Here is a 23,550-nt window from a genome sequence, read left to right as displayed (position 1 = left end):
TCAGGGTCCTACGGTCGGCTCTTGCGCTCTGCCCGCACGACGAGCCCTTCCAGCGCGCGGAACCACGTCTCGGCGAGGTCCTGGACGGTCTCGCGCGGCAGCAGCCCTTCCAGATAGGACCAGTGGGCGGCCAGCACCGGCCCGTCCGCCCGGTCCTCGGTCACCACGTTGACGGTCAGGGCGTGGCCCTGGCGCATCGCGGACCCGGGCCCGATATCGGCCGCGTCCTCCTCGGGCGCGTACGACCAGTCCGTCTCCTCCGGGATGCCGAACCGGCCCAGGTAGTTGAACTCCACGCGGGCCGGTTCCCGGGCCGCCAGCTCCTCGCGGGTGCGGGGGTTGAGGTGGCGCAGCAGGCCGTAGCCGACGCCGTTCGCGGGCAGCGACGCCAGATGCTCGCGCACCCGGCGCACCGCCTCCTCGGCCGCCGGGCCGCCGGTGAACGCGTCGGCGGGGTCGGCCGGGCCCGCATCGAGCCGCACCGGGAAGACGCTGGTGAACCAGCCGACCGTACGGGAGAGATCGGCGCTGTCCCCGGCCAGTTCCTCCTCGCGGCCATGGCCCTCCAGGTCGACCAGGACCGAGGTGTCGGTGCCGCCCGTGCGGCGCTGTCGGTCGGCGAAGGCCAGCGCGAGTCCGGCGAGCAGCACGTCGTTGACGCCGGCGCCGAACGCCGCGGGCACGGCGGACAGCAGTGGCCCGGTGTGCTCGGCGGGCAGCCGCAGGACGACCTCCCGCTGGGTTGCGGTGGTGTCGCGGTCCGGGTCGAGGGGGCGGGTGAGCGGGAAGGGCTCGGTGCCGCCGTCCAGGACGGCCGTCCAGAGCGGGAGTTCCGCCTCCCGGGCCGGTTCGAGGGCCCGCTCGGTGAGCAGCCGCGCCCAGCGGGCGAAGGAGGTCTCGACCGGGTCGAGCCGCACCGGCCGCCCCGCGGAGACGTCCTGCCACGCCGTTGCCAGGTCGGGCAGCAGCACCCGCCAGGACACGCCGTCCACCACCAGGTGGTGGGCCATCAGCAGCAGCCGTCCGGGGGCGTCGCCCGCGTCGAACCACACGGCCCGCACCAGCGCGCCCGCGTCCGGATCCAGCGTCGCCCGTGCCGCGTGCGCGTGTGCGCGCACGGCCTCGCCCAGCGCCCGGGCGTCGAGGCCCGCCACGTCCACCCGGTCGATCCAGCCGGCGGCGTCGACCGCGCCGGCCGGCGGGACGTGCAGCGTCCAGTCCTCGGCCGCCGTCCGCGAGGGCCGTACCAGCCGCGCCCGCAGCAGGTCGTGCCGGTCGGCGAGGGCCTGGAGCACGGCGGTCAGGCCGGGCAGGTCCAGGGCCGCGGGGGTGCGGACGAGCGCGGACTGGTGGTACGTCGAGAAGGGGCCGCCCAGTTCGCGCAGCCAGTGCATCACCGGGGTGAGCGGGACGGTGCCGGTGCCGTCGTCCTCCCGGCGCGGCGCGGCCGTGTCGGCGACCGTGCTCAGCGCGGCGACCGTGCGGTGCCGGAAGACCAGCCGCGGAGTGATCCGTACGCCTGCCGTCCGGGCCCGGCCCACGAGTTGCATGGCCACGATGCTGTCGCCGCCCAGGGCGAAGAAGTCGTCGTCGACGCCGACCTGTTCGAGTCCCAGCACCTCGGCGAAGACCGTGCAGAGGGCCTCCTCCACGGGGGTGGCGGGCCCGCGTCCCGAGGAGAGGGCGGAGAAGTCGGGCGCGGGCAGGGCGGCCCGGTCCAGCTTGCCGTTCGCCAGCTGCGGGAACCGGTCCAGGGGGACGACGGCCGCCGGGACCATGTGGTCGGGCAGCCGGGCGGCGACGTGGCCGCGCAGCCGCGCCGGGTCCGGGACGGCACCCGGGGCCGCCACCACGTAGGCCACCAGCATTTTGCGAGCGTCCGCCTGCCGTACCGTCACCAGAGCCTGTCCGACCGTGGGATGGGCGGTGAGCGCGGACTCGATCTCGGCCGGTTCGACGCGGAAGCCGCGGATCTTGACCTGGTCGTCGGCCCGGCCGAGGTAGTCCAGGCGCCCGTCGCCCGTCCAGCGGGCCAGGTCGCCGGTGCGGTAGAGGCGTGAGCCGGGCGGGCCGAAGGGGTCGGCCACGAACCGTTCGGCCGTCTGCCCGGGTGCGCCCAGATAGCCGCGGGCCAGCCCGCCGCCCGCGAGATACAGCTCGCCCGTGACGCCGGGCGGCACCGGCTGGAGCAGCCCGTCCAGGACGTGGGCCCGGGTGCCGGCCACCGGCCGCCCCACCAGGGGCCGTTCGCTGTCGCGGACCCGCGCCACCAGGGCGTCCACCGTGGACTCCGTCGGCCCGTACAGGTTGAACGCCTCGGTGCCGCGCAGGTCGGCCAGCCGTCGCCACTGCGCGGCCGGTACCGCCTCGCCGCCGACGCCGACGACCGCGAGGGGGCTCTCGTCGCCGTCCAGCAGGCCGCTCTCGGCCAGCTGCGCGAAGAGGGACGGGGTGACCTCCAGGAAGTCGAAGCGGTGCGCGCGCACGGCTGCCGCGAGCAGGCCGGGGTCGCGCCGGACCTCGTCGGACACGATGTGGACGCAGTGCCCGTCCAGCAGCCACAGCTGGGGCTGCCAGGAGGCGTCGAAGAAGAACGACCAGGCGTGTCCGGCCCGCAGGTGCCGCCGTCCCGTGGCCTCGACGGCCGGCGCGTACAGGGTCTCGCGGTGGCTGTGGAAGAGGTTGCCGAGGGTCTCGTGGGTGACCACGACTCCCTTGGGGCGGCCGGTGGAGCCGGAGGTGTAGATGACGTAGGCGGGATGACGAGGGCTCAGGGGGACCGTCAGGTCCGCCGGGTCCTGGGCGGCGATCCGGGCGGTCGTGGCGGGGTCGTCCCAGTTCAGGCGCTCGGTGCCCGGGGGCAGGGTGAAGTCGCCGGTGGTGACGGTCACCACCGGACGGGCGTCGTCGAGGACGTCGGCCGTCCGGCCGGCCGGGGCGTCGGGGTCCAGCGGCACATAGGCCGCGCCCGCCTTGTGCACCGCGAGCACGGCCACCAGGAACCGCGCCGTGCGCGGCAGCGCCAGGGCCACGAACCGCTCCGGACCCGCGCCGAGTTCGACGAGGACCCTGGCGAGCCGGTTGGCCTCCGCGTTGAGGTCGGCGAAGGTGAGCTCGATGCCGTCGGAGGCCGCCGCGGGCCGCTCGGGGCACTGCCGCACCCGCTCCTCGAACAGCGCGGGCACCGTCGTCGGCGCGGCGAGAGCGGGCCTGCTGTGCCAACCGCCGTGCAGGCGCCGTCGTTCGTCGTCGTCGAGGAGGTCCACCCGGCCCACGGTGACGTCCGGGTCGGCGGCGACCGCGCGCAGCACGCGGCGCAGCCGGTCCGCGAAGGACTGCGCGGTGGCGTGGTCGAACAGGTCGGCGCTGTACTCCAGCACCCCGTCGACACCGCTGCCGTCGCCGCGCTCCACGAAGTCGAAGGACAGGTCGAACTTGGCCGTCGGCTGCAGCACGTCGTCCCGGCGAGCGAGCAGACCGGGCAGCCCCGCGTCCTCCTCCCCGGCCGCCAGGTAGACCACCATCACCTGGAACAGCGGGTGCCGGGCGAGCGAGCGGACCGGGTTGAGCACTTCCACCAGCCGCTCGAAGGGCACGTCCTGGTGGTCGAAGGCGGCGAGATCGGTCTCCCGCACCCGGGTCAGCAGCTCCCGGAAGGCCGGGTCGCCGGAGGTGTCGGTGCGCAGCACCAGGGTGTTGAGGAAGAACCCGACCAGGTCCTCCAGGGCGGCGTCGGTGCGCCCGGAGATCGGGCTGCCGATCGGGATGTCGTGGCCCGCGCCGAGCCGGGTGAGCAGGGTGGCCACCGCGGCCTGGAGCACCATGAAGACGCTGACTCCCTGGTCACGGGCCAACCGCCGCAGGTTCGCGGTCAGTTCGGCGTCGAGGGAGAGATCGGCCGCGCCTCCCCGGTAGCTGGCCTCCAGCGGCCGGGGCCGGTCGACGGGCAGCGCCAGCTCCTCGGGCAGCCCGGCCAACGCCCGCCGCCAGTAGGCGATCTGCCCTTCGCCTACCTGCGCCAGCAGTTGTTCCTGCCACAGCGTGTAGTCGGCGTACTGGACCGGCAGCGGCGCCCACTGCGGCGCCCGCCCTTCGGTCCGGGCGGCGTAGGCGAGGGCGAGGTCCCGGTTCAGGGGTGCCTGCGACCACTCGTCCCCGGCGATGTGGTGCAGCAGGAGCAGCAGGGTCCACCGGTCCTCACCGGCCCGGAACACGTGGACGCGCAAGGGGGGTTCGCGGTCCAGGGCGAAGCCGTACGCCCCGGCCCGCGCCAGCCGCTCGGCGAGGTGCTCCTCGTCCACGTCCGCCACCTCGAAGGGGATACGGACCTCGTCCGGCGCCAGCACCCGCTGGAACGCCCTGCCCTCCTCGTCGGGGAAGACCGTGCGCAGCGTCTCGTGGCGTACCGCGAGATCGTGCACCGCGGCCCGCAGCGCCTCGACGTCCAGCGCCCCGGTCAGCCGCCAGGCGGCGGGGATGTTGTACGTGGCGCTCGGGCCCTCCACCTGGTAGAGCACCCACAGCCGGCGCTGGGCCGAGGACAGCGGAAGCCGCCCGGGACGCGGACCCGGTCCGAGCGCCGGGCGGGCGACGGCCGGGGCCGTGCCGTCCGTCGCGAGCCGCTCGGCGAGCCGGGTCACCGTGCGGGCGTCGAACACCGTGCGCAGGGACACCTCCACGCCGAGCGCCGCCCGGATCCGCGCCGCCAGCCGCATGGCCAGCAGCGAGTGGCCGCCCAGGGCGAAGAAGTCGTCGTCGACGCCGACCCCGGGCAGTCCGAGGGCGTCGGCGAACAGGCCGCACAGGATCTCCTCGCGGGGGGTGCGCGGCCGGGCATCGGCGGTGCTCTGCGCGGCGAAGTCGGGCGCGTGCAGGGCGCGGCGGTCCAGCTTGCCGTTGGGGGTGAGGGGCAGCGCGTCCAGAGGGACGAAGGCGGCCGGGACCATGTGCTCGGGCAGGACGGCGGCGCTGTGGCGGCGCAGCTCGGCCGGGTCGGCGGTGTGTCCCGCGGCCGGTACGAGGTAGGCCACCAGCCGCTGGTCGTGCGCGATCACGACGGCGTGCCCGACGGACGGGTGCCGGGTCAGGGCCGCCGCCACCTCCCCCGGCTCGATGCGCATGCCGCGGATCTTGACCTGGTCGTCGGTCCGGCCTAGGAAGTCGAGCGCGCCGTCGGGCAGCCACCGGGCCAGGTCGCCCGTGCGGTACATGCGGGCGCCGGGCCCGCCGTACGGGTCCGCGACGAACCGCTCGGCGGTGAGGGCGGGGCGGTGCAGATAGCCGCGGGCGAGCTGGACGCCCGCCAGGTACAGCTCCCCGGCGACACCGGGCGGCACCGGGCGCAGGGCGGCGTCCAGGACGTAGGCGCGGGTGTTCCACACCGGGCGGCCGATCACCACCTGCCGGACGCCGGGCGGCACGTCGGTCGCCGTGACGTCGACGGACGCTTCCGTGGGCCCGTACAGGTTGTGCAGCCGGGCCGGGAGGACCCGGTGGAAGCGCTCCGCTACCGCGAGGGGCAGGGCCTCGCCGCTGCACATCACCTGGCGCAGGGTCGTGCAGCGGGCCGCGGTGGGTTCCTCCAGGAACAGCTGGAGCATGGAGGGCACGAAGTGCGCGGTCGTGACGGCCTGTTCCTGGATGAGCGCGGCCAGGCGGGCCGGGTCCCGGTGGGCCTCCGGCGGGGCGACCACCAGGGTGGCGCCGGTGATCAGCGGCCAGAAGAACTCCCACACCGACACGTCGAACCCGGCGGGGGTCTTCTGCAGCACCCGGTCCCCGGCGGTGAGCCGGTAGGTGTCCTGCATCCACAGCAGCCGGTTGGCGATGCCCGCGTGCGGGACGACCACGCCCTTCGGGCGGCCCGTCGAACCGGAGGTGTAGAGGACGTAGGCCGGGCTCAACGGGTTGTAGGTGAGCGGGAGTTCGCCCTCGGGACCATCCGGCAGCGCGTCCCGGATCACGCAGGCGGGCCGGGCGTCGTCCATCAGGAACGCCAGCCGCTCCGCCGGATGACCGGCGTCCAGCGGGAGGTACGCCCCACCGGCCCGGTGCACCGCGAGCAGGGCCACCACGAGGTCGGCCGACCGGGGCAGCGCCACGCCCACCGTGGACTCCGGGCCCACGCCCATCCCGGCCAGGACCCTTGCCGTGTGCTCGACGCGCGCGTCCAACTCGGCGTAGGTCAGCCGCTGTTCCCCGAAGACGAGGGCCGGGGCGTCCGGGGTGCGGGCCGCCTGGGCGCGGAACAGGTCCGGCAGGGTCGTCGCGCCGGCCTCGTGCGCGGTGTCGTTCCACCCTTCGATCAGCAGGTGCCGTTCGTCGGCGTCCAGCAGCTCCAGCTCGCGCACCGGCCGGTCCGGGTCGCCGGCCACCTGCTCCAGCAGCCGGACCAGGTGCCGGGCGATCCGCCGTGCGGTCGGCTCGTCGCACAGATCGAGCGCGTGCTCCAGGAGCAGCGTCAGACGGCCGGGCCCGGTCTCGTCCACGAAGGTGAAGTGGAGGTCGAACTTGGCCGTGCCGGTGTCCATGTCGAACCACTCGGTCGGCAGGCCGAGCACGTCGGGATCGCCGTCGGGCCGGTGGTGGTAGCCGAGCATGACCTGGAAGAGCGGGTTGCGGCCGGTCGCCCGGGGCGGGTTGAGTGCCTCCACGACCTGGTCGAAGGGCAGGTCCTGGTGCTCGAACGCGGCCAGGGAGGACTCCCTGACCCGGGCGAGCAGGGCGCGGAAGGTGAGGTCCGGGCCGGACAGGTCGGTGCGCAGGACGAGGGTGTTGACGAAGAAACCGACCAGATCGTTCAGGGCCTCGTCGGCGCGGCCCGCGACGGGGGCGCCCAGCGGGATGTCCTCGCCGGCGCCGAGCCGGTGCAGCAGGGCGGCGGTGGCGGCCTGGAACAGCATGAACATGCTGGTGCCGGTGGACCGGGACAGCTCACGCAGGGCACGGCCGGTGCCGGGGTCCAGTTCCAGGCGGATGCGGCCGCCCTGTCCGGTGGGCTCGTTCGGGCGGGGCCGGTCCAGGGGCAGGGTCAGTTCCTCGGGGAGGTCGCGCAAGGTCTCGGTCCAGTGCGCGAGCTGTCCGGCGCCGACCTGTCCGAGCAGCGTGTCCTGCCACAGGGTGTAGTCGGCGTACTGGACCGGCAGGGGGGCCAGGTCGGGGGCGCATCCTGCGCGGCGGGCCAGGTAGGCGGTGGTGAGGTCGCCGAGGAAGGGCCGGTCGGACCACTCGTCGGTGGTGATGTGGTGCAGCATCAGCGCCACCACATGGTCGTCCAGGCCCAGTCGCATCACCTCGGCCCGCAGCGGGAGTTCGGTGGCCAGGTCGAAGGGGCGGCGCTGGGCGGCCTCGACGCGTGCGGCCAGTTCGTCCTCGGCGCAGTCGGTGACGCGGAACTCGGGCTCGGTCTTACCGGGCGCCGCGATCCACTGGTACGGCTCGCCGTCCTCCTCCAGGAAGCGCGTGCGCAGGGACTCGTGACGATCCGTCACATCAAGCAGTGCTGCGCGGAGTGCGTCGAGGTCGAGTCGGCCGCGGAGCCGGAAGACGAGGGGGAAGTTGTAGGCGACCGAGCCTCCGGCGATCCGCTCGACCAGCCACAGCCGCCGCTGGGCCGCCGACAGCGGGATCCGCGCGGGCCGTTCGGCGGCGGGCGCCGGCACGGGCCGGGACGGGCGTCCGGCCTCCGCGCGCAGCGCCAGGGCCTCCGGTGTGGGGGCCTCGAACAGGTCGCGGATCGCCAGCTCCGCCCCCAGCTCGGTCCGGGCCCGGCTGATCAGCCGGGTCGCGAGCAGCGAATGACCGCCCAGGTCGAAGAAGTCGTCCTCCGCGCCGGTGCGGGGCAGCCCCAGCACCTCGGCGAAGAGCCGGCACAGCACCTCCTCCACGGGGGTGCGCGGGCCGCGCCCCTGGGACAGGGCCACCGCGGGCTCCACGTCCGGCAGGGCGCGGACGTCGAGCTTGCCGTTGTCGTTCATCGGCAACCGGGGCAGCACCACGAAGGCCGTCGGGACCATGTAGCCGGGCAGCCGCCGACCCAGGTCGTCCCGCAGCCGCCGGATCAGCGCGCCCTGGCCGCGGGTGGCGGTGGGCGTGTTGGCGTACACCTCGGCCCCGCGCGGACGGTACAGGCCCAGGGTGCGGCCGGGGAGGCCAGCGGGCAGGAACACGGCGTCGAAGAAGCCCGGCTCGTCGGACCAGGTGGTCAGCACGCGACGGCCGCGGGACTCCCCCAGCCGCCGCAGGTCCTCCGGCTCCACACCGGGGTCCGGCGGCGGGGCCGAGTCCATCGCGCGCATCGCGGCCAGATCGGCCGCCGTACGCGCGTCGGGGATCCCGCGGACCCGGAACGGGCCGGGTGCGTCCAGGTGCCCGGGCAGGTCGCCCGGGTCCACCTCCGGGATCTCGTCCAGGCGGACGGCGTCCGTCGTGTCGGCGTACAGCACCACGTCGTAGCGGTAGCGCGTCAGCTCGTTGTGGTGCCGCCCGGCCTTCGTGCGCAGTTCGACGCCGACGCCGAGGGTGGTGAACCAGTCGGGGTCGACGAGGAGTTCCTTCTCCAGGGCCAGGCCCCGGTCCACCGCCCGGCGCAGGTCGTCGGCGCCCCGGGCGGCCTGGATGCCGGTCTGGAAGACCCGCGCCTGGCGCAGGTCCCGTACGTCGCCGAGGAACAGCGCGCCGCCCGGGGCGAGCAGGTCCAGCGCGCCGCGGATCACCTTGCGCAGATGGTCCAGGCTCGGGAAGTACTGGACGACGGAGTTGATGACGACCGTGTCGAAGAATCCGGTCGGCAGACCATCCGTCATCTCGGCGGCCTGGCAGCGCAGTTGAACCTTGCGGGCCAGCTCCGGGTCCGCCCTCAGGTCCTCGCCGAGCTTGCGGATCACGGGGGCCGCGAAGTCGGTCGCCCAGTACGCCTCCACGTCGGGAGCGAGCCGGGACAGCAGCAGCCCGGAGCCGACACCGATCTCCAGAACGCGCCGGGGCCGCAGTTCCCGGATCCGCTCGACCGTCGCCTCCCGCCACTCCCGCATCTGCTCCACGGGGATGGGGCTGCCGTCGTAGGAGCTGTCCCAGCCCGCGAAGTCCTCGGTGAACAGGGCCGTGCCGATCTCGGTGTACTCGGCGGAGTAGATTTCCCGCCACTCCCCGATCTGCTCCCGCTCGGCCGCCCGCCGGGCCTCGGCGTCGGGTTCGGCGGGGACGACGTAGCCGACGAGCCGCTGGGTGCCGGGCGCGGAGGTGTCGTCGCGGGCGAGCACGGCGGCCTGGGAGACCTCGGGGTGCTGGGCGAGCGCGGTCTCGATCTCGCCGAGTTCCACCCGGTGGCCGCGGATCTTGACCTGGTCGTCGGTCCGGCCGAGGAAGTCGAGGTTGCCGTCCGGGCGGCGCCGTACCAGGTCCCCGGTGCGGTACATGCGCTCGCCGGACCGCCCGTAGGAGTCGGCGACGAAGCGCTCCGCGGTCAGTCCCGGCCGGTCGAGGTAGCCGCGCGCCAGGCCCACGCCCGCGATGTACAGCTCGCCCGCCACACCGTCCGACACCGGCCGCAGCCAGGGGTCGAGGACGCGGGCGCGGGTGGCGCGGATCGGGCGGCCCACGGTCGGGGTAGCGCTGTCGCCGGTGCCGCCGCCGAGGGTGTTGATCGTGTACTCGGTGGGCCCGTACAGGTTGTAGCCGTAGGTGCCCTCGGTGTCCCGCAGCGTGTTCCACACGGTCTCGGTGACCGCCTCGCCGCCCAGCAGCACCAGCGGCGGGCGGTGTCCCTCCAACAAGCCCTCCTCGATGAGGAGATGGGCGTACGTGGGGGTCACGTTGACCACGTCGACGCGGTGCTCCTCGCAGTACGCCACCAGCGCGGTGGCGTCCCGGCGCAGCTCCTCGTCGCAGATGTGCACCTCATGCCCCTCGACGAGCCACAGCAGCTCCTCCCAGGACATGTCGAAGGCGAAGGAGACGGTGTGCGCGATGCGCAGCCGCCGTCCGCCGGCCGCGGCGATCGCCGGGGCGAAGATCTCCTTCTGGTGGTTGAGCTGCATGTTCGTCAGGCCGACGTACGGCGTGACGACACCCTTCGGGCGGCCGGTCGAGCCGGAGGTGAAGATGACGTAGGCGGGGTGGTCCAGGCTGAACGTCCGCAGGACGGGGTCGGTGGAGTGGCCGCCGAGCGCGGCGGGGTCGTCGAGCAGGACGCGCGGGGTGTCGTCCGTCAGCGTCCGGGATACCGCCTCGGTCGTCAGCAGGAGCAGCGGCCGGGCGTCGGCCAGCATCAGCGAGAGCCGCTCGGCCGGGTGGTCCAGCTCCAGCGGCAGATAGGCGGCACCGGTGCGCAGGACGGCGAACAGCGCCACCACGGTGTCGATCGAGCGCGGCAGCCCGAGCGCGACGACCTGTTCGGGTCCGGCGCCGCGGGCGATGAGCATCCGGGCCATGCGGTTGCAGCGGGCGTCGAGTTCGGCGTAAGTGACGGTGTGCTCGCCGAAGACGAGCGCGGTGGCGTCCGGGGTGCGGGCGGCCTGGGCGGCGAGCAGGTCCGCCACGGTCTCGTGCGGCACGGGCTGCCGCTGCTCGGCCTCCTCGCGGGCCAACGCGGCGGCCTCGGCGGGCAGCAGCGCGGACAGCGAACCGACGGCGGCGGACGGGTCGGCCACCACTCGTCCGGCCAGCAGCACGAACCGGTCCAGCAGAGCGCGCGCGTACGCGTCGTCCAGCAGGTCCGGGCGGTAGGCGAGGGTGACGCGGATCCGCTCGCCGGGGGTGACGACGAGGTTGGCCGGGTAGTGGGTGGCGTCCACGTTGGCGACCGCCGTCGCCCCGTGCCGCTCGCGCAGCTCGGCGAGCCGCTCGTCGGTGTCGGCGTTGCGCAGCACGAACAGCGTGTCGAACAGCCGCCGGTGACCGGTCTCCGCCTGGAGGACGCCGAGGCCCAGGTATTCGTACGGCATGACCGCCAGCCGCTCGCCCTGGACGCGGCGCAGCAGGTCGAGCACGGACTCCCGGGGGTCGAAGGCGATACGGGCGGGGACGGTGTTGAGGAACATGCCGATGACGTTCTCGACGTCCGGCACCTCGCTGGGCCGCCCGGCGACCGTCGTACCGAACACGATGTCGCCGCGGCCGGACGCGCTCGCGAGGACCAGCCCCCAGGCCGCGTTGAGCACCGTGTTGAGGGTGAGGCCGTGGCGGCGGGCGGTGTCGCGCAGCCGCTCGGCGGTCGCCGCGTCGAGGACGGCGTCCAGGTGCTGCGGGATCACCGGTTGCGGACCCCGGTCACCGACGGCCGGGACCAGCAGGGTGGGTTCCTCGAAACCGGCCAGGGCGGCGCGCCAGGCACGGGTCGCCTCGGTGCCGTCCTGCCGCTCCAGCCAGGTCAGATAGTCGCGGTAGGAGCCGGGGCGGGCGAGCCCGGCCGGGTCGCCGCCGCTCTCGTACAGGGCGAACAGCTGGTCCAGGAAGAGCCAGGCCGACCAGCCGTCCCACAGGATCAGATGGCGTCCGACGACGAGCCGGTCGCCGCGCGCGTCGCCGAGCCGCACCAGCAGCAGCCGGAACAGCAGCGGACGGGTCAGGTCGAAGCGGCGGGACCGCTCCTCGTCCAACAACTCCCGCATGCGCCGGTCCTGTTCGGCCGGGGGCAGATCCGCGAGGTCCACCTCGGTCAGCGGGATCTGCGCGTCCCGCACGATGAACTGCACCGGCCGGCGCAGCCCTTCACTGGTGAACCCGGCGCGCAGCGAGGGGTTGCGGGCCAACAGGGTGCGGGTCGCGGCGCGCAGCCGCTCGGCGTCGACGCGTGCGGCGAAGTCGAAGGACTCGTGGACGGTGTAGACGTCCAACGGGCTGTCGTCGTAGGTGGAGTGGAAGAACAGGCCCTCCTGGAGCGGGGCGAGCGGCCAGACGTCCTCGATCAGGCCGGGGGCCAGCCGTTCGACGCGGGCGCGTTCCTCCTCGGTGAGGCGGAACGCCGTCGCCGTGGCCGCCGCCGTGGAGGGTGCGGCCACCGTTGCGGCGGTGGCGAGCGCGGCCGGGGTGCGGTGCTCGAAAACCTCGCGCGGGCCGAGGACCAGTCCGGCCCGGCGGGCCCGGCTGGCGACGGCGATCGAGCTGATGCTGTCGCCGCCGAGCAGGAAGAAGTCGTCGTCGGCACCGACGTCCGGCAGCTTCAGTACGGCGCCGAAGATCTCCGTGAGCAACTGTTCCCGAGGGTTGCGCGGGGCACGGGGCGTGGCGCGTTCGGCCTGCGGGGCGGGCAGCGCGTTGCGGTCGAGCTTGCCGCTGGGGGTCAGCGGCAGGTCGGCGAGGACGACACAGGACGCGGGCACCAGGGCGGCGGGCAGCGACGCCGCCAGCGCCTCGCGCAGGCGGGCCGGGTCGGGGGAGGCGTCCGCGGACGGTACGACGTACGCCACGAGGGCGTTGTCCCGTACCGTGACCGCGGCCCGGGCCACGGCGGGCAGCCGGGTCAGTGCGGCCTCGATCTCGCCGGGCTCGATGCGGTTGCCGCGGAGTTTGACCTGCCGGTCGGTGCGGCCCAGGTACTCGATCACCCCGTCGGGGCGGCGCCTGACCAGGTCGCCGGTGCGGTACATGCGGCTGCCGGGCGGCCCGTACGGATCGGCGGTGAACCGTTCGGCGGTCAGTGCCGGGCGGGCGTGGTAGCCGCGGGCCAGCTGCACACCGGTGAGGTACAGCTCGCCCGGGGCGCCGTCGGGGACGGGCCGCAGACAGGTGTCCAGCACCCGCAGGCCGGTGTTCCACACCGGACGGCCGATGGGCACGGAGGGGCCCTCGTCGGTGCCGTCGCAGGGGTGATGGGTGACGTCGACGGCGGCCTCGGTGGGGCCGTACAGGTTGTGCAGCGGTACGCCGGTCAGCTCCCGCCAGCGCCGGGCGGCGCCGGTGGGCAGCGCCTCGCCGCTGCTCAGTACGCGGCGCAGGGAGGCCGCCCAGCCGGGGTCGGCGGTGACCTCGCCGGACTGGAGGAAGGCTGCCAGCATGGACGGCACGAAGTGCAGGGTGGTGACGGCCTGTTCGCGGACCAGCGCGGCCAGGTAGGCGGGGTCGCGGTGGCCGTCGGGGCGGGCGAGGACCACGGCCGCGCCTTCGAGGAGCGGCCAGAAGAACTCCCACACCGAGACGTCGAAGCTGGAGGGCGTCTTCTGCAGGACCCGGTCGGCGGCGGTCAGTCCGTACTCGTCCTGCATCCAGGCGAGCCGGTTGACGATCGCGCGGTGGCTGACGAGCACGCCCTTGGGCAGGCCGGTGGAGCCGGAGGTGTAGATCAGGTAGGCGGGGTCGTCGGGGTGCGTGGCCACGGGTTCGGCGGGGGACTCGGCGGGGGGTTCCGCCTCGTCGTCGAGCAGCAGCACCGTCGTGTCGGGCGTGGGCGGCAGCCGGTCGGCGGTCGTGCCGAGCGTGATCACCGTCGTGGCGCCGGAGTCGGTGAGCATGTGGGCGACGCGGTCCGCCGGGTAGTCGAGGTCGACCGGGAGATAGGCGGCGCCCGACTTCAGCACGCCGAGCAGCGCCACCACCAGTTCGGCCGACCGGGGCACGGCCACCGCGACGAAGGCGCCCGGTCCCGCACCGCGGATCCGCAACCGTGCGGCCAACGCCTCTGCGCGGGCGTCGAGTTCGGCGTACGTCAGCCGCTCGTCCGCGAAGACGACCGCCGTGGCGTCCGGGGTACGGGCCGCCTGCGCCGCGAACGCCTCGGCCAGGGTGGTCTCCGGGACGGCCCGTTCCTCGCCGGCCGGGTGGGCACGCAGGGCCTCGTCCGGGGAGAGCAGGTCCACGGAGGCCGCCGGGCGGGCCGGATCCGCGGCCAGGGCCTCCAGCACGCGTGCCAGGCGGTCGCCGAGCAGCCGTACGGCATCGCCGTCCAGGCGCTCGGCGTGGTGCTTGAGCCGCAGGTCGAGCCGCTCCCCCGGCTTGACGACGAGGGCGAGCGGATAGTGCACGGCGTCGTGGAAGGCGTCGCCGGTGATGCGGACGCTGCCGGTGGCGTCCCGCAGGTCGGTTTCCGCGGGGTAGTTCTCGAACACCACCAGGGTGTCGAAGAGTTCGCCCTGTCCGGCGTGCCCGGCGAGCCGCTGGATCTCCGCGAGGCCGAGGTGCTGGTGGTCCAGCAGCCGCGCCTGCTCCTCCTGGAGGCGGGTCAGCAGGTCCCCGAGCGTTTCCCCGGGGGTCCAGCGCAGCCGGGTGGGCAGGGTGTTGATGAACAGGCCCACCATGGAGGCGATGCCGTCGACCTCGCTGTCGCGGCCGGAGACCGTGGTGCCGAACACCACGTCGTGGCGGCCGGTGAGGCGGCCGAGCAGCAGTCCCCAGGCGGCCTGGACGACGGTGCCGAGGGTGACGCCGTGCTCGCGGGCGCGCTCCACGAGCCGCGCGGTGGTCCGCTCGGGCAGCTCCACCCGGACGTGCCCGGGGCGCACCGGGGCCGCGGTGACCGGGGCGTCGACGAGGCGGGTGGGTTCGTCGAGCCCGGCGAGCGCCGTGCGCCAGGCCTCGCGGGCCGCGTCCCGGTCCTGACCGGCCAGACGGCGCAGGAAGGAGCGGTAAGGGGCGACTTCGGGGAGCGGTGGGGTGGCGGTGCCGTAGCAGGCCATCAGTTCGCGGTGCAGGACGGGCAGGGACCAGCCGTCGGCGACGATGTGATGGAAGGTCAGGACGAGTCGGCTGCGCTGTCCGCCGAAGCGGACGAGGGCGCAGCGCAGCAGGGGCGGTCGGGCCAGGTCGAAGCCCGCGGCCCGTTCATCTGCCGCCACCGCCTCGGCCAGGGCGGCCCGGTCCTCGACGTGGCGCGCCGACAAATCGGCTTCTCGCCAAGGCAGTTCGGCCTGCCGGGTGATGATCTGCACGGGGGTGCCGTCGGGGCCCTGGCGGAAGGCGGCCCGCAGGGGTGCGTGCCGGTCCAGCAGGCGCTGGGCGGCGCGGCGCAGGGTGGGGCCGTCGACCGGCCCGGCCAGCTCGAGCACTTGCTGGACGACGTAGATGTCGTCGTGGATGTCGTCCTGGGCGGCGCTGGTCAGGGAGTGGAAGAAGAAGCCCTGCTGGAGGGGCGTGAGGGGAAGCGCCTCCTGGATGTCCAGCGGGTCCGTGCCCTGGAGGTCGGCCAGGTCGCCGGGGCCGATCTCCAGCAGCGGTGCCTGCTCGGCGTGCTCCTCGACGCGCTCGACGGCCGCCTGGGCGAGGGCCTCGGCGGTGCGGTGCCGGAAGACGTCACGGGTGGTCAGCCGCAGCCCCGACTCCCTGGCTTTGATGAGGAGTTGGATGGCGGTGATGCTGTCCCCGCCGAGGGTGAGGAAGTCGTCCTCGGCCGTGACCGAGTCCAGCCCGAGCACCTCGGCGAACAGGGCGCACAGCAGCTTCTCGCGCGGGGTGCCCGGTGCGCGGCCCGCACTCAGCGCCCCGTAGTCGGGGGCGGGCAGCGCCCGGGCGTCGATCTTGCCGCTCGGGGTGACCGGCAGCGTGTGCAGCGGCACCAGGGCGGAGGGGACCATGTAGTCGGGCAGCCATTCGGCGGCGTGCGCGCGCAGCGTTCTCATCAGCGCGGTCACATCGCGGAAGGGGGCGGGACGGTTGGCGTGCGGATAGGCACCGGCCGTCCGGTACAGGCCGGGGCACGGGTCGGAGAGGGCGAGGACCGCGTCGAAGGCGCCGTCGTCGGCGGTGCCGTTCCAGGTGAACACCGCTTCGTAGCCGTGCCGGGCGGCCAGGGCGTGGATGTCCTCCGGGTCGGCGCCGGCGGCCGTCCTGCCGCTGCTTCCCTCCAGCTGCCACAGGTCCGCGAGGTCGTCGGCGAGGCGGGCGTTGGGGATGCCGGTGAGCCGGAGCCGTGCGGGGCGCCGCTCGGTGAGGAGCGCGTCCAGCCGGCCGGCCTCCGCCCACGGGATCTCGTGTTCGTCGGGGGCGGCGGTCCGCGGACCGGGGCGCAGGACGACGTCGTACCGGTACCGGTTCAACTCGTTGTGGTGGGTGCCCCGTTTGAGCCGGATCTCGGCGTCGAAGCCGTCCAGGGCGGCGAAGTAGTCCGGGTCCAGCAGCAGTTCGCCCTCCCAGCGCACCGACTGCTCCACGGCGGCGCGCAGGGCGCCCTTGTCGTCGGTCGCGGCGCGCCGGGTCTCCACGGCCGCGCGCAGGGTGCGCAGCAGCCGCAGATTGCGTACGTCGCCGACGAAGATCCGTCCGCCGGGGGCGAGGAGTCCGGCCGCCGCGCGCAGGACGTCGGTGAGGTAGTCGGCGCTCGGGAAGTACTGGGCGACGGAGTTGAGGACGACGGTGTCGAAGTGGTGGGCGGGCAGGCCGGTCGTGTCGTGGGCGGGCTGGGCGCGCAGTTCGACGCCGGGCAGGTCCAGCTGGGCGCGCAGGGCGCCGATCGCCTCGTCGGAGAGGTCGGTGCCCCAGTACTCCTCGCAGTGGGGCGCGAGCCGGGAGAGGATCAGCCCGCTGCCGACGCCGATCTCCAGGACCCGTCGGGCCGGGCCGAGTTCACGGAGGCGCTCGACGGTCGCCTCCCGCCACTCCCGCATCTCCTCGACGGGCAGCGGGAGTCCGTCGTACATGCTGTTCCAGCCCGCGAAGTTCTCCTGGGAGCCCTCCGATCCGGCCGCGCTGTAGAGGAGTTCGTGGACCTGCTTCCACTCCTCGACGTGCGTGCCCGGGTCGTCGAGGTCGGGCACGACGTACGCGACGAGCCGGCGGTCGCCGGGCCGGTCCTCGCGGGCGACGACGGTGACCTGGTCGACGGCCGGGTGGCCGCGCAGCACGGACTCGATCTCGCCCGGTTCGATGCGGAAGCCGCGGATCTTGAGCTGTGCGTCGGCGCGGCCGAGGAACTCCAGCCGTCCGTCGGCCTTCCAGCGCACGAGGTCGCCGGTGCGGTAGAGCCGCTCGCCGGGCGCGCCGAAGGGGTCGGCGACGAACCGTTCGGCGGTCAGGTCGGGCCGGCCGAGATAGCCGCGCGCGAGGCCGGCGCCGCCCAGGTACAGCTCGCCGGTGAAGCCGGCCGGGACGGGGCGGAGGCAGGCGTCGAGGACGTAGGCCCGGGTGCCGGGGTCGGGCACGCCGATCGGGACGATGGAGCCGGCGGGGATGTCCGGATCGCACAGGCCGAGCGTGGAGTTGGTGGTGGCCTCGGTCGGGCCGTAGGCGTTGAACATCATCCGTCCGCGCGCGTAGCGGCCTACGAGTTCCGGGGAGACGCGCTCGGTGCCCGCCAGCAGGGTCGCGGTGGGCGGCAGTTGGACGTCGTCGGGCATGGCCGCGAGCAGCGCGGGCGGCAGGATCATGAAGGTGATGCCGTGCGCGTGGGCGTAGTCGGCGAGGGGGGCGCCCGGCACCCGCCGCTCGGCCGGGACGACGACCAGCCGGCCGCCGGAGAGCAGGCCGAGGCACAGGTCCCAGAAGGCGACGTCGAAGCTCGGCGAGGCGAACTGGAGCACCCTGCTGTGCGGCCCGATGCCGAACCGTTCCGTCTGGGTGGCGACGAGCTTCGCCACCCCGCTGTGGGCGAGGACGACACCCTTGGGGCGCCCGGTCGAGCCCGAGGTGTAGATGACGTAGGCGGCGGTGTCGACGGTGATCGGAGCGCCGGGGTCGTGGGCCGGGTGCCGGACGAGTTCGGCGGCCGTGCCGGGCGCGTCGAGCAGCAGCAGGGCCATGCCCTCCCGCTCGGGCAGGTCTCCCGCGGTCTCCTCGGTGGTGACCATGCACACGGGTCCGGCGTCGCCGAGCATGTAGGCGATGCGGTCCGCCGGGTAGTCGTGGTCGATCGGCAGATAGGCGGCGCCGGACTTCAGGACGGCGACCTCGGCGACGATCAGGTCCAGGGAGCGCGGCAGGGCCAGGGCGACGATGCGCTCGGGACCGGCTCCGCGCGCGAGCAGGGCGTGCGCGAGCCGGTTGGCCCGCTCGTCGAGTTCGGCGTAGGTCAGTTCCTGGTCCTCGAAGACCAGGGCGACGGCGTCGGGGCGGGCGCGGACCTGCTCGGCGAACATCGCGGGCCAGGTGGCGGCGGGCACCGTGTGCTCGGTGGCGTTCCAGTCGAGGACGACCTGCCGGTACTCCTGCGGCCCCATCAGCGTGAGCCGGTCGACGGGGGCGTCCGGGCGGGCGAGCGCGTCGGTCAGCAGGGTCCGGTAGTGGCCGAGCAGCCGGTCGACGGTCGCGGCCTCGAAGAGACGGGGGTCGTACGTCGCCCGCGCCTCGCCTTCGCGCACCGCCAGCAACAGGTCGACCGGGGCGGGCAGTTCGCCTGCGGGGCGGGCGGCCGTGGCGAACGCGGTGTTGAAGAACAGGCCGCCGCCGCGGGTGCGCCGGGGGCGCAGTTCGTCGCTGAGCATGTCGAAGGGCAGCCGGTGGGTCTCGGCTTCCTGCCATGCCTGCGCCACGCGGTGCCGCAGCCCCTGGAAGGTCGGCTCGTGGTCGGCGGACACGCGTAACGGGAGGCCGTCGTGGCCGACGGTGATGTCCATCGCGCCGCTGTAGCGGTGCAGCAGGGCGACGAAGGCGGTGAGCAGGTCGGTGTCCGCGGCGTCCGGGACGCCGGACAGGGTGCGGGTCGCCCGGCCGGGGTCCGGCTCGGACGGGTGCGGCCGGTCGGCGGGCAGTGAGATCTCCAGCGGCAGCGGGGTCAGCAACCGCTGCCAGTAGGCCAGGACTTCCTCGGAACCGCACACGGCAGCGCGCCCTCCCAGGCAGGTCGTTCCCGGCCTGGGCCGGGGATCCGCGTCATAGTAAGGTAAGGGTTACCTAATTTCATAGGTCGCGCACAGATTTGTCGAAGGGGATGGGACGGTGACGCAACTCCCCCTACAGTCCAGACAGTTGAGGCAAGGCTGACCAAAGGAAGTATGACGTGGGGACCTCTGCGGTCGGGGCGGCGAAAGGCCCCCGCGCGGTACTCCTGCTCGCGCTGTCCGGTGCGGCGCTGCTCGCGCTGTGCGGTCTGTCGATGGCGTTCGGCGCGCTCGACGTCCCGCTGGACCAGGTCTGGCACACCCTGCTCGGCGACGCGCCCAACTCCCGTGTCGACAACGTGATCTGGTCGGTACGGCTGCCCCGCACCGCCCTCGGCCTCGCCACCGGCGCCGCGCTGGGCCTGTCCGGCGCGCTCATGCAGGCGCTGACCCGCAACCCGCTGGCCGATCCCGGGATCCTCGGCGTCAGCGCGGGCGCCGCCTTCGCCGTCGTGCTGTCCGTCGGGGTGCTCGGCATCGGCTCGGTCTACGGCTACATCTGGTTCGCGTTCGCCGGGGCGATGGCCGCCAGCGTCGTGGTCTACCTGCTGGGCGGGCTCGGCCGGTCGGGTACGACGCCGGTGAAACTGGCCCTGGCCGGCGTCGCGGTGACCTCCCTGCTGTTCTCGCTGACCAGCGCGATCGCCCTGACCGACCCGGACGCCCTGAACCGCTACCGCTTCTGGTCGGCGGGGTCCCTGGCCGACCAGGACGAGGAAGTCCTGCTGCGGGTCCTGCCGTTCCTCGCCGTGGGCGCCGTGCTGGCCCTGGCGTCGGCCCCCGCCCTGAACCGCCTCGCGCTCGGCGACGACGTGGCCAGGTCCCTGGGGCTGCGGCTCGGCCTGGTCCGCGTCCAGGGCGTGGTGGCGGTCACCCTGCTCACCGGCGGGGCGGTCGCCGTCATCGGGCCCGTCGTCTTCGTCGGCCTGGTCGTCCCGCACATCGCCCGCGTCCTCGCCGGACTCGCCGGCCTCGGCCCGGACCACCGCTGGCTGCTGCCCCTGTCGGCCCTGCTCGCCCCCTGCCTGCTGCTCGCCGCGGACATCGCGGGCCGGCTGATCGCCAGGCCCGTGGAGATCCAGGCCGGCATCCTGGTCGCCTTCCTCGGCGGCCCGTTCTTCATCGCCCTGGTCCGCCGCCGCCGACTCGCGGAGCTGTGAGCCATGCCGACTGCCTCCAGCCCGCAGCGCACGACGGCCGCCCCAGGCCGCCGCACCGCCCGTCCCGACGGCCCCTGCTGCCGAGCGCACGCCGCCAACCCCACAGGCCGCCCCGCCGCCGCTCCCGACGGCACCCTCTACCGACCGCACGCCACCGACCCCACACGCGACCCCGCCACCTGCTCCGACGGCCCCCTCGGCCAACCGCACGCCACCCACCCCACAAGCCACCCCACCACCCGCTCCGACGGCCCCCTCCCCACCACACTCATCACCGGCAGACCACTCTCGGACCTGGCCCGCCGCCGACGACCCGCCGAGCCGGCAGCCATGACCACCGACTCCGCCCCAGACCGACCGCAAGGCCACCCCACCGCCGCCCCCGACGGCCCCCTCGGCCGACCGCACGCCACCCACCCCACAAGCCACCCCACCACCCGCTCCGACGGCCCCCTCCCCACCACGCCGGCCCGCGACGGGCAACACGCGGAGCCGATGACCCCGACCACCCAAGTCGCGCCCCGCCGACCGCAAGCCACCGACCCCACCTCCATCGCCCGCCCCGACCGCCGCCCCCTTCCCACCACCTCGGCCCGCCGCCGACGACCCGCGGAGTTGTGAGCCATGAGTACCGAACTCGCGCCCCGGCCGGGCGAGGAGGACTCCGGCGAGCCGCCGGCTCGGCGTACCGCCGGTCGGGTCGGTTTCCGGCTTGCCGTTCCGCCCGTCTCGGGGTTGCTGCGGCCCCGGCTGCTGGTCGTGTGCCTGGGGCTCGCGGTCGCCGCCTTCCTGCTGTTCGCCGTGGAGACCTCGATCGGGGACATCTCCCTCCCGCTCACCGACGTGCTGCGGGCCCTGGTCGGCGCGAGCGACCCCGCGACCGAGCTGATCGTGCACGAGCTGCGCCTGCCCCGGGCCCTGGCCGGTCTGCTCGTCGGCATCGCGTTCGGCGTCTCCGGCGCCCTGCTCCAGACCCTGACGCGCAATCCGCTCGCCAGCCCCGACATGATGGGCATCACCCAGGGCGCCGGCACGGCGGTCGTCGCCGGCATCGTCCTCGGCTGGGACGGGGGCCTGAGCACCCAGGCCCTGGGCCTGGCCGGCGCGCTGCTGGCGGCGCTGCTGGTGTACGCGCTGGCCTGGAAGCGGGGAACCAGCGGGTACCGGATCGTCCTCGTCGGCGTCGGCGTCGCCTGGATCTGCACCAGCGCCACCGACTACCTGATGGCCCGCGGCCAGCGCTTCCAGGCGCAGGCCGCCCTGGGCTGGCTGGTCGGCAACCTCAACGGCCGTACGTGGCAGCAGATCACCCCGCTCGCGGTGGCGATGGCCGTACTCCTGCCGTCGGCGCTGCTGCTCGGGCGGCTGCTGCGGACCCTGGAGCTCGGCGACGACGTCGCCCGGGGCCTGGGGACCCGCGTGCAGACCGTCCGCGTCACCGTGCTCCTCGCCGCCGTGGGCCTGGTGGCCTTCGGCACCGCCACCGCGGGGCCCGTGGCCTTCGTGGCGCTCGCCGCGCCCCAGGTCGCCCAGCGCCTCGCCGGTACCGCCTTCCCGCCGCCCGTGGGCGCCGGGCTGACCGGCGCCGTCATGGTGCTCGGTTCCGATCTCGTCGCCCGCAAGCTCATCGACACCGAGCTTCCGGTCGGGATCGTGACGGGCGTGCTCGGCGCGCCCGTCCTGCTGTGGCTGCTCGTCCGCGCCAACCGCGCAGGTTCAGGAGGCTGACAACGTGTCGAAGAAGGACCCCGCACCGGCCGGCCGCCCCGGTCTGCGCGCCGAGGGCCTGCGGCTGGCGTACGACGACCGGGTCGTGGTGGAGGATCTCGACCTGGTGGTCCCCACCGGCCGGATCACCGTGATCGTCGGCGCCAACGCGTGCGGCAAGTCCACTCTGCTGCGCGCCCTGGCCCGGCTGCTGACGCCGAAGTCCGGGGCCGTCCGGCTCGACGGGCGCTCGATCCACTCGATCCCCACCCGCACCCTCGCCCAGCAGCTCGGCATCCTGCCGCAGTCCCCGGTCGCCCCCGAGGGCCTGACCGTCATCGACCTGGTGGGACGCGGCCGTTCACCGCACCAGACGTGGTGGCGGCAGTGGTCCTCCGCCGACGAGGACGCCGTGCACGAGGCGCTGCGGGCCACCGACATGACCGACCTCGCGCACCGCGCGGTGGACGAGCTGTCCGGCGGCCAGCGCCAGCGGGCCTGGATCGCCATGGCCGTGGCCCAGGGCACGCCGGTGATGCTGCTGGACGAGCCGACGACGTATCTCGACCTAGCCCACCAGATCGACGTCCTCGACCTGATCACCGACCTGAACCGGCACCAGGGCCGCACGGTGGTGATGGTGCTGCACGACCTCAACCAGGCCTGCCGGTACGCCGACCACATCGTCGCCATGAAGGCGGGCCGGATCGCCGGCGAGGGCTCCCCCACCGAGGTCGTCACGGCGGCGATGGTGGAGGAGGTGTTCGGGTTGCGGTGCGTCGTCGGTACGGATCCGGTGAGCGGGACGCCGATGGTGATTCCCATGGGCCGCCACCACGAAGGGGTGGAGGACGCGGCGCCGGTCGGCGTCCCGCATGTCACCGGGTGAGACGGGACGCTACGGACGGGCCGTCAGATAGCCCCCCATCGTGCGGAAGTACTCGGTCGCCGGGTACTCGGTGCCGTCCTCGGTCCGCACCCGCTGGACGAGCAGCCCGGGCAGCCGTCCCGAATGCGCCCCGGCCCCGGCCACGATGACCACGCCGTCCCCTTCCCGGATGAAGATCCGGCCCGGGGTTCCGCCGTAACGCCCTTGCGAGACAGCCGCCTTGACGACCCGGAGGCGTTCGCCGCGATGGTGGGTGAAGGCGTTCGGGTACGGATCCGACTGGGCGCGCACCAGCCGCTCCAGGTCCTCGGCGGGCCAGGTCCAGTCGATGCGGCTGTCCTCCAGGGACCGCTTGTGGAAGAAGCTCGACCGGGAGCGGTCCTGGGCGATCCACTCGGCCTTGCCCGAGGCGATGAGATCGAGGGACTCCCGGACCACCGGGCCGATCAGGTCGACCGTGCGGTGGAACAGGTCGGTGGCGGTGTCGGTGGGTCCGACGGGCACCGCGCGCTGCACCAGGATGTCGCCCATGTCGAGTTCGGCGTCCATCCGGTGGGCGGTGACGCCGACCCGCTGTTCGCCGTTGATGAGCGCCCAGATCAGCGGCGAGAACCCGGCGTAGGACGGCAGCAGCGAGTCGTGGATGTTGAGCGTGCCGTGCGGCGGGAGATCGAAGATCTCCGCGGGCAGCCAGGTGCGCCAGTTGTTGGCGACGATGATGTCCGGCTCGGCGTCCTCGAGCGCCCGCAGCAGCTCGTCGTCCCCCGGACGGTTGCGCAACAGCACCGGTACGCCGTGCTTTTCGGCCAGGTCGGCGACCGAGTCGCTCCAGATCCTCTCGTAGACGTGGTCGCTCTTGGGATGGGTCACGACCAGGACCACTTCGTGCTCGGAGTCCAGCAGAGCCTCTAGCGTCCGGTGTCCCCAGGTCTGGTAACCGAACATGACGACCCGCATATAAGCCCTCCTCAGCCATTGCTAGGTAAGGCTAACCTTATCTAGCATGTGCCTGCTCGGGGGAGCCTGTGGCATCCACTGGAGAACACTGTGAACT

At 74.0% G+C, this 23,550-nt stretch carries 6 protein-coding genes; 4 read left to right on the top strand and 2 right to left on the bottom strand.

Annotated elements, in window-relative coordinates; genetic code table 11:
• Positions 1 to 8 precede the first annotated feature (8 nt).
• Positions 9 to 18,680 carry an amino acid adenylation domain-containing protein gene (locus tag ACWD11_RS23415; protein WP_451285228.1) on the bottom strand — a complete coding sequence of 6,224 codons (18,672 nt, stop codon included), beginning with the start codon at positions 18,678 to 18,680 and terminating at the stop codon, positions 9 to 11.
• A gap of 179 nt (positions 18,681 to 18,859) precedes the next feature.
• Between ACWD11_RS23415 and ACWD11_RS23410 the strand changes: the two genes are divergently transcribed.
• Genes ACWD11_RS23410 through ACWD11_RS23395 form a run of 4 tightly spaced genes read left to right on the top strand, consistent with a single transcriptional unit; the run spans position 18,860 to position 22,496 of the window.
• Positions 18,860 to 19,900, top strand: a complete 1,041-nt coding sequence (locus tag ACWD11_RS23410; RefSeq protein ID WP_451285226.1) for a FecCD family ABC transporter permease — start codon at positions 18,860 to 18,862, stop codon at positions 19,898 to 19,900.
• A gap of 3 nt (positions 19,901 to 19,903) precedes the next feature.
• Positions 19,904 to 20,521, top strand: coding sequence for a hypothetical protein (locus tag ACWD11_RS23405; protein ID WP_451285224.1), 618 nt, complete (start codon positions 19,904 to 19,906; stop codon positions 20,519 to 20,521).
• 3 nt (positions 20,522 to 20,524) lie between these two features.
• The gene (locus ACWD11_RS23400) at positions 20,525 to 21,628 is read left to right on the top strand and encodes a FecCD family ABC transporter permease (RefSeq protein WP_389417690.1); all 1,104 of its coding nucleotides are present in this window, start codon (positions 20,525 to 20,527) and stop codon (positions 21,626 to 21,628) included.
• A gap of 4 nt (positions 21,629 to 21,632) precedes the next feature.
• Positions 21,633 to 22,496 carry an ABC transporter ATP-binding protein gene (locus tag ACWD11_RS23395; protein ID WP_451285222.1) on the top strand — a complete coding sequence of 288 codons (864 nt, stop codon included), beginning with the start codon at positions 21,633 to 21,635 and terminating at the stop codon, positions 22,494 to 22,496.
• A 9-nt stretch (positions 22,497 to 22,505) separates the two neighbouring features.
• On the opposite strand, the gene ACWD11_RS23390 is transcribed toward ACWD11_RS23395, so the two are convergent.
• Positions 22,506 to 23,453 (bottom strand): methionyl-tRNA formyltransferase, encoded by a 948-nt coding sequence (locus ACWD11_RS23390; RefSeq protein WP_451285220.1) that lies wholly within the window; start codon positions 23,451 to 23,453, stop codon positions 22,506 to 22,508.
• Positions 23,454 to 23,550 lie beyond the last annotated feature (97 nt).

Source organism: Streptomyces sp. NPDC002776, assembly GCF_053592195.1.
The sequence above is the reverse complement of the archived record's forward strand: the minus strand, read 5'-3'. Positions and strand labels throughout refer to the sequence as shown.

Coding starts and splice junctions, on each gene's coding strand:
- ACWD11_RS23405 (WP_451285224.1), top strand. CDS start 19,904: ATGCCGACTGCCTCCAGCCCGCAGCGCACGACGGCCGCCCCAGGCCGC.
- ACWD11_RS23400 (WP_389417690.1), top strand. CDS start 20,525: ATGAGTACCGAACTCGCGCCCCGGCCGGGCGAGGAGGACTCCGGCGAG.
- ACWD11_RS23390 (WP_451285220.1), bottom strand. CDS start 23,453: ATGCGGGTCGTCATGTTCGGTTACCAGACCTGGGGACACCGGACGCTA.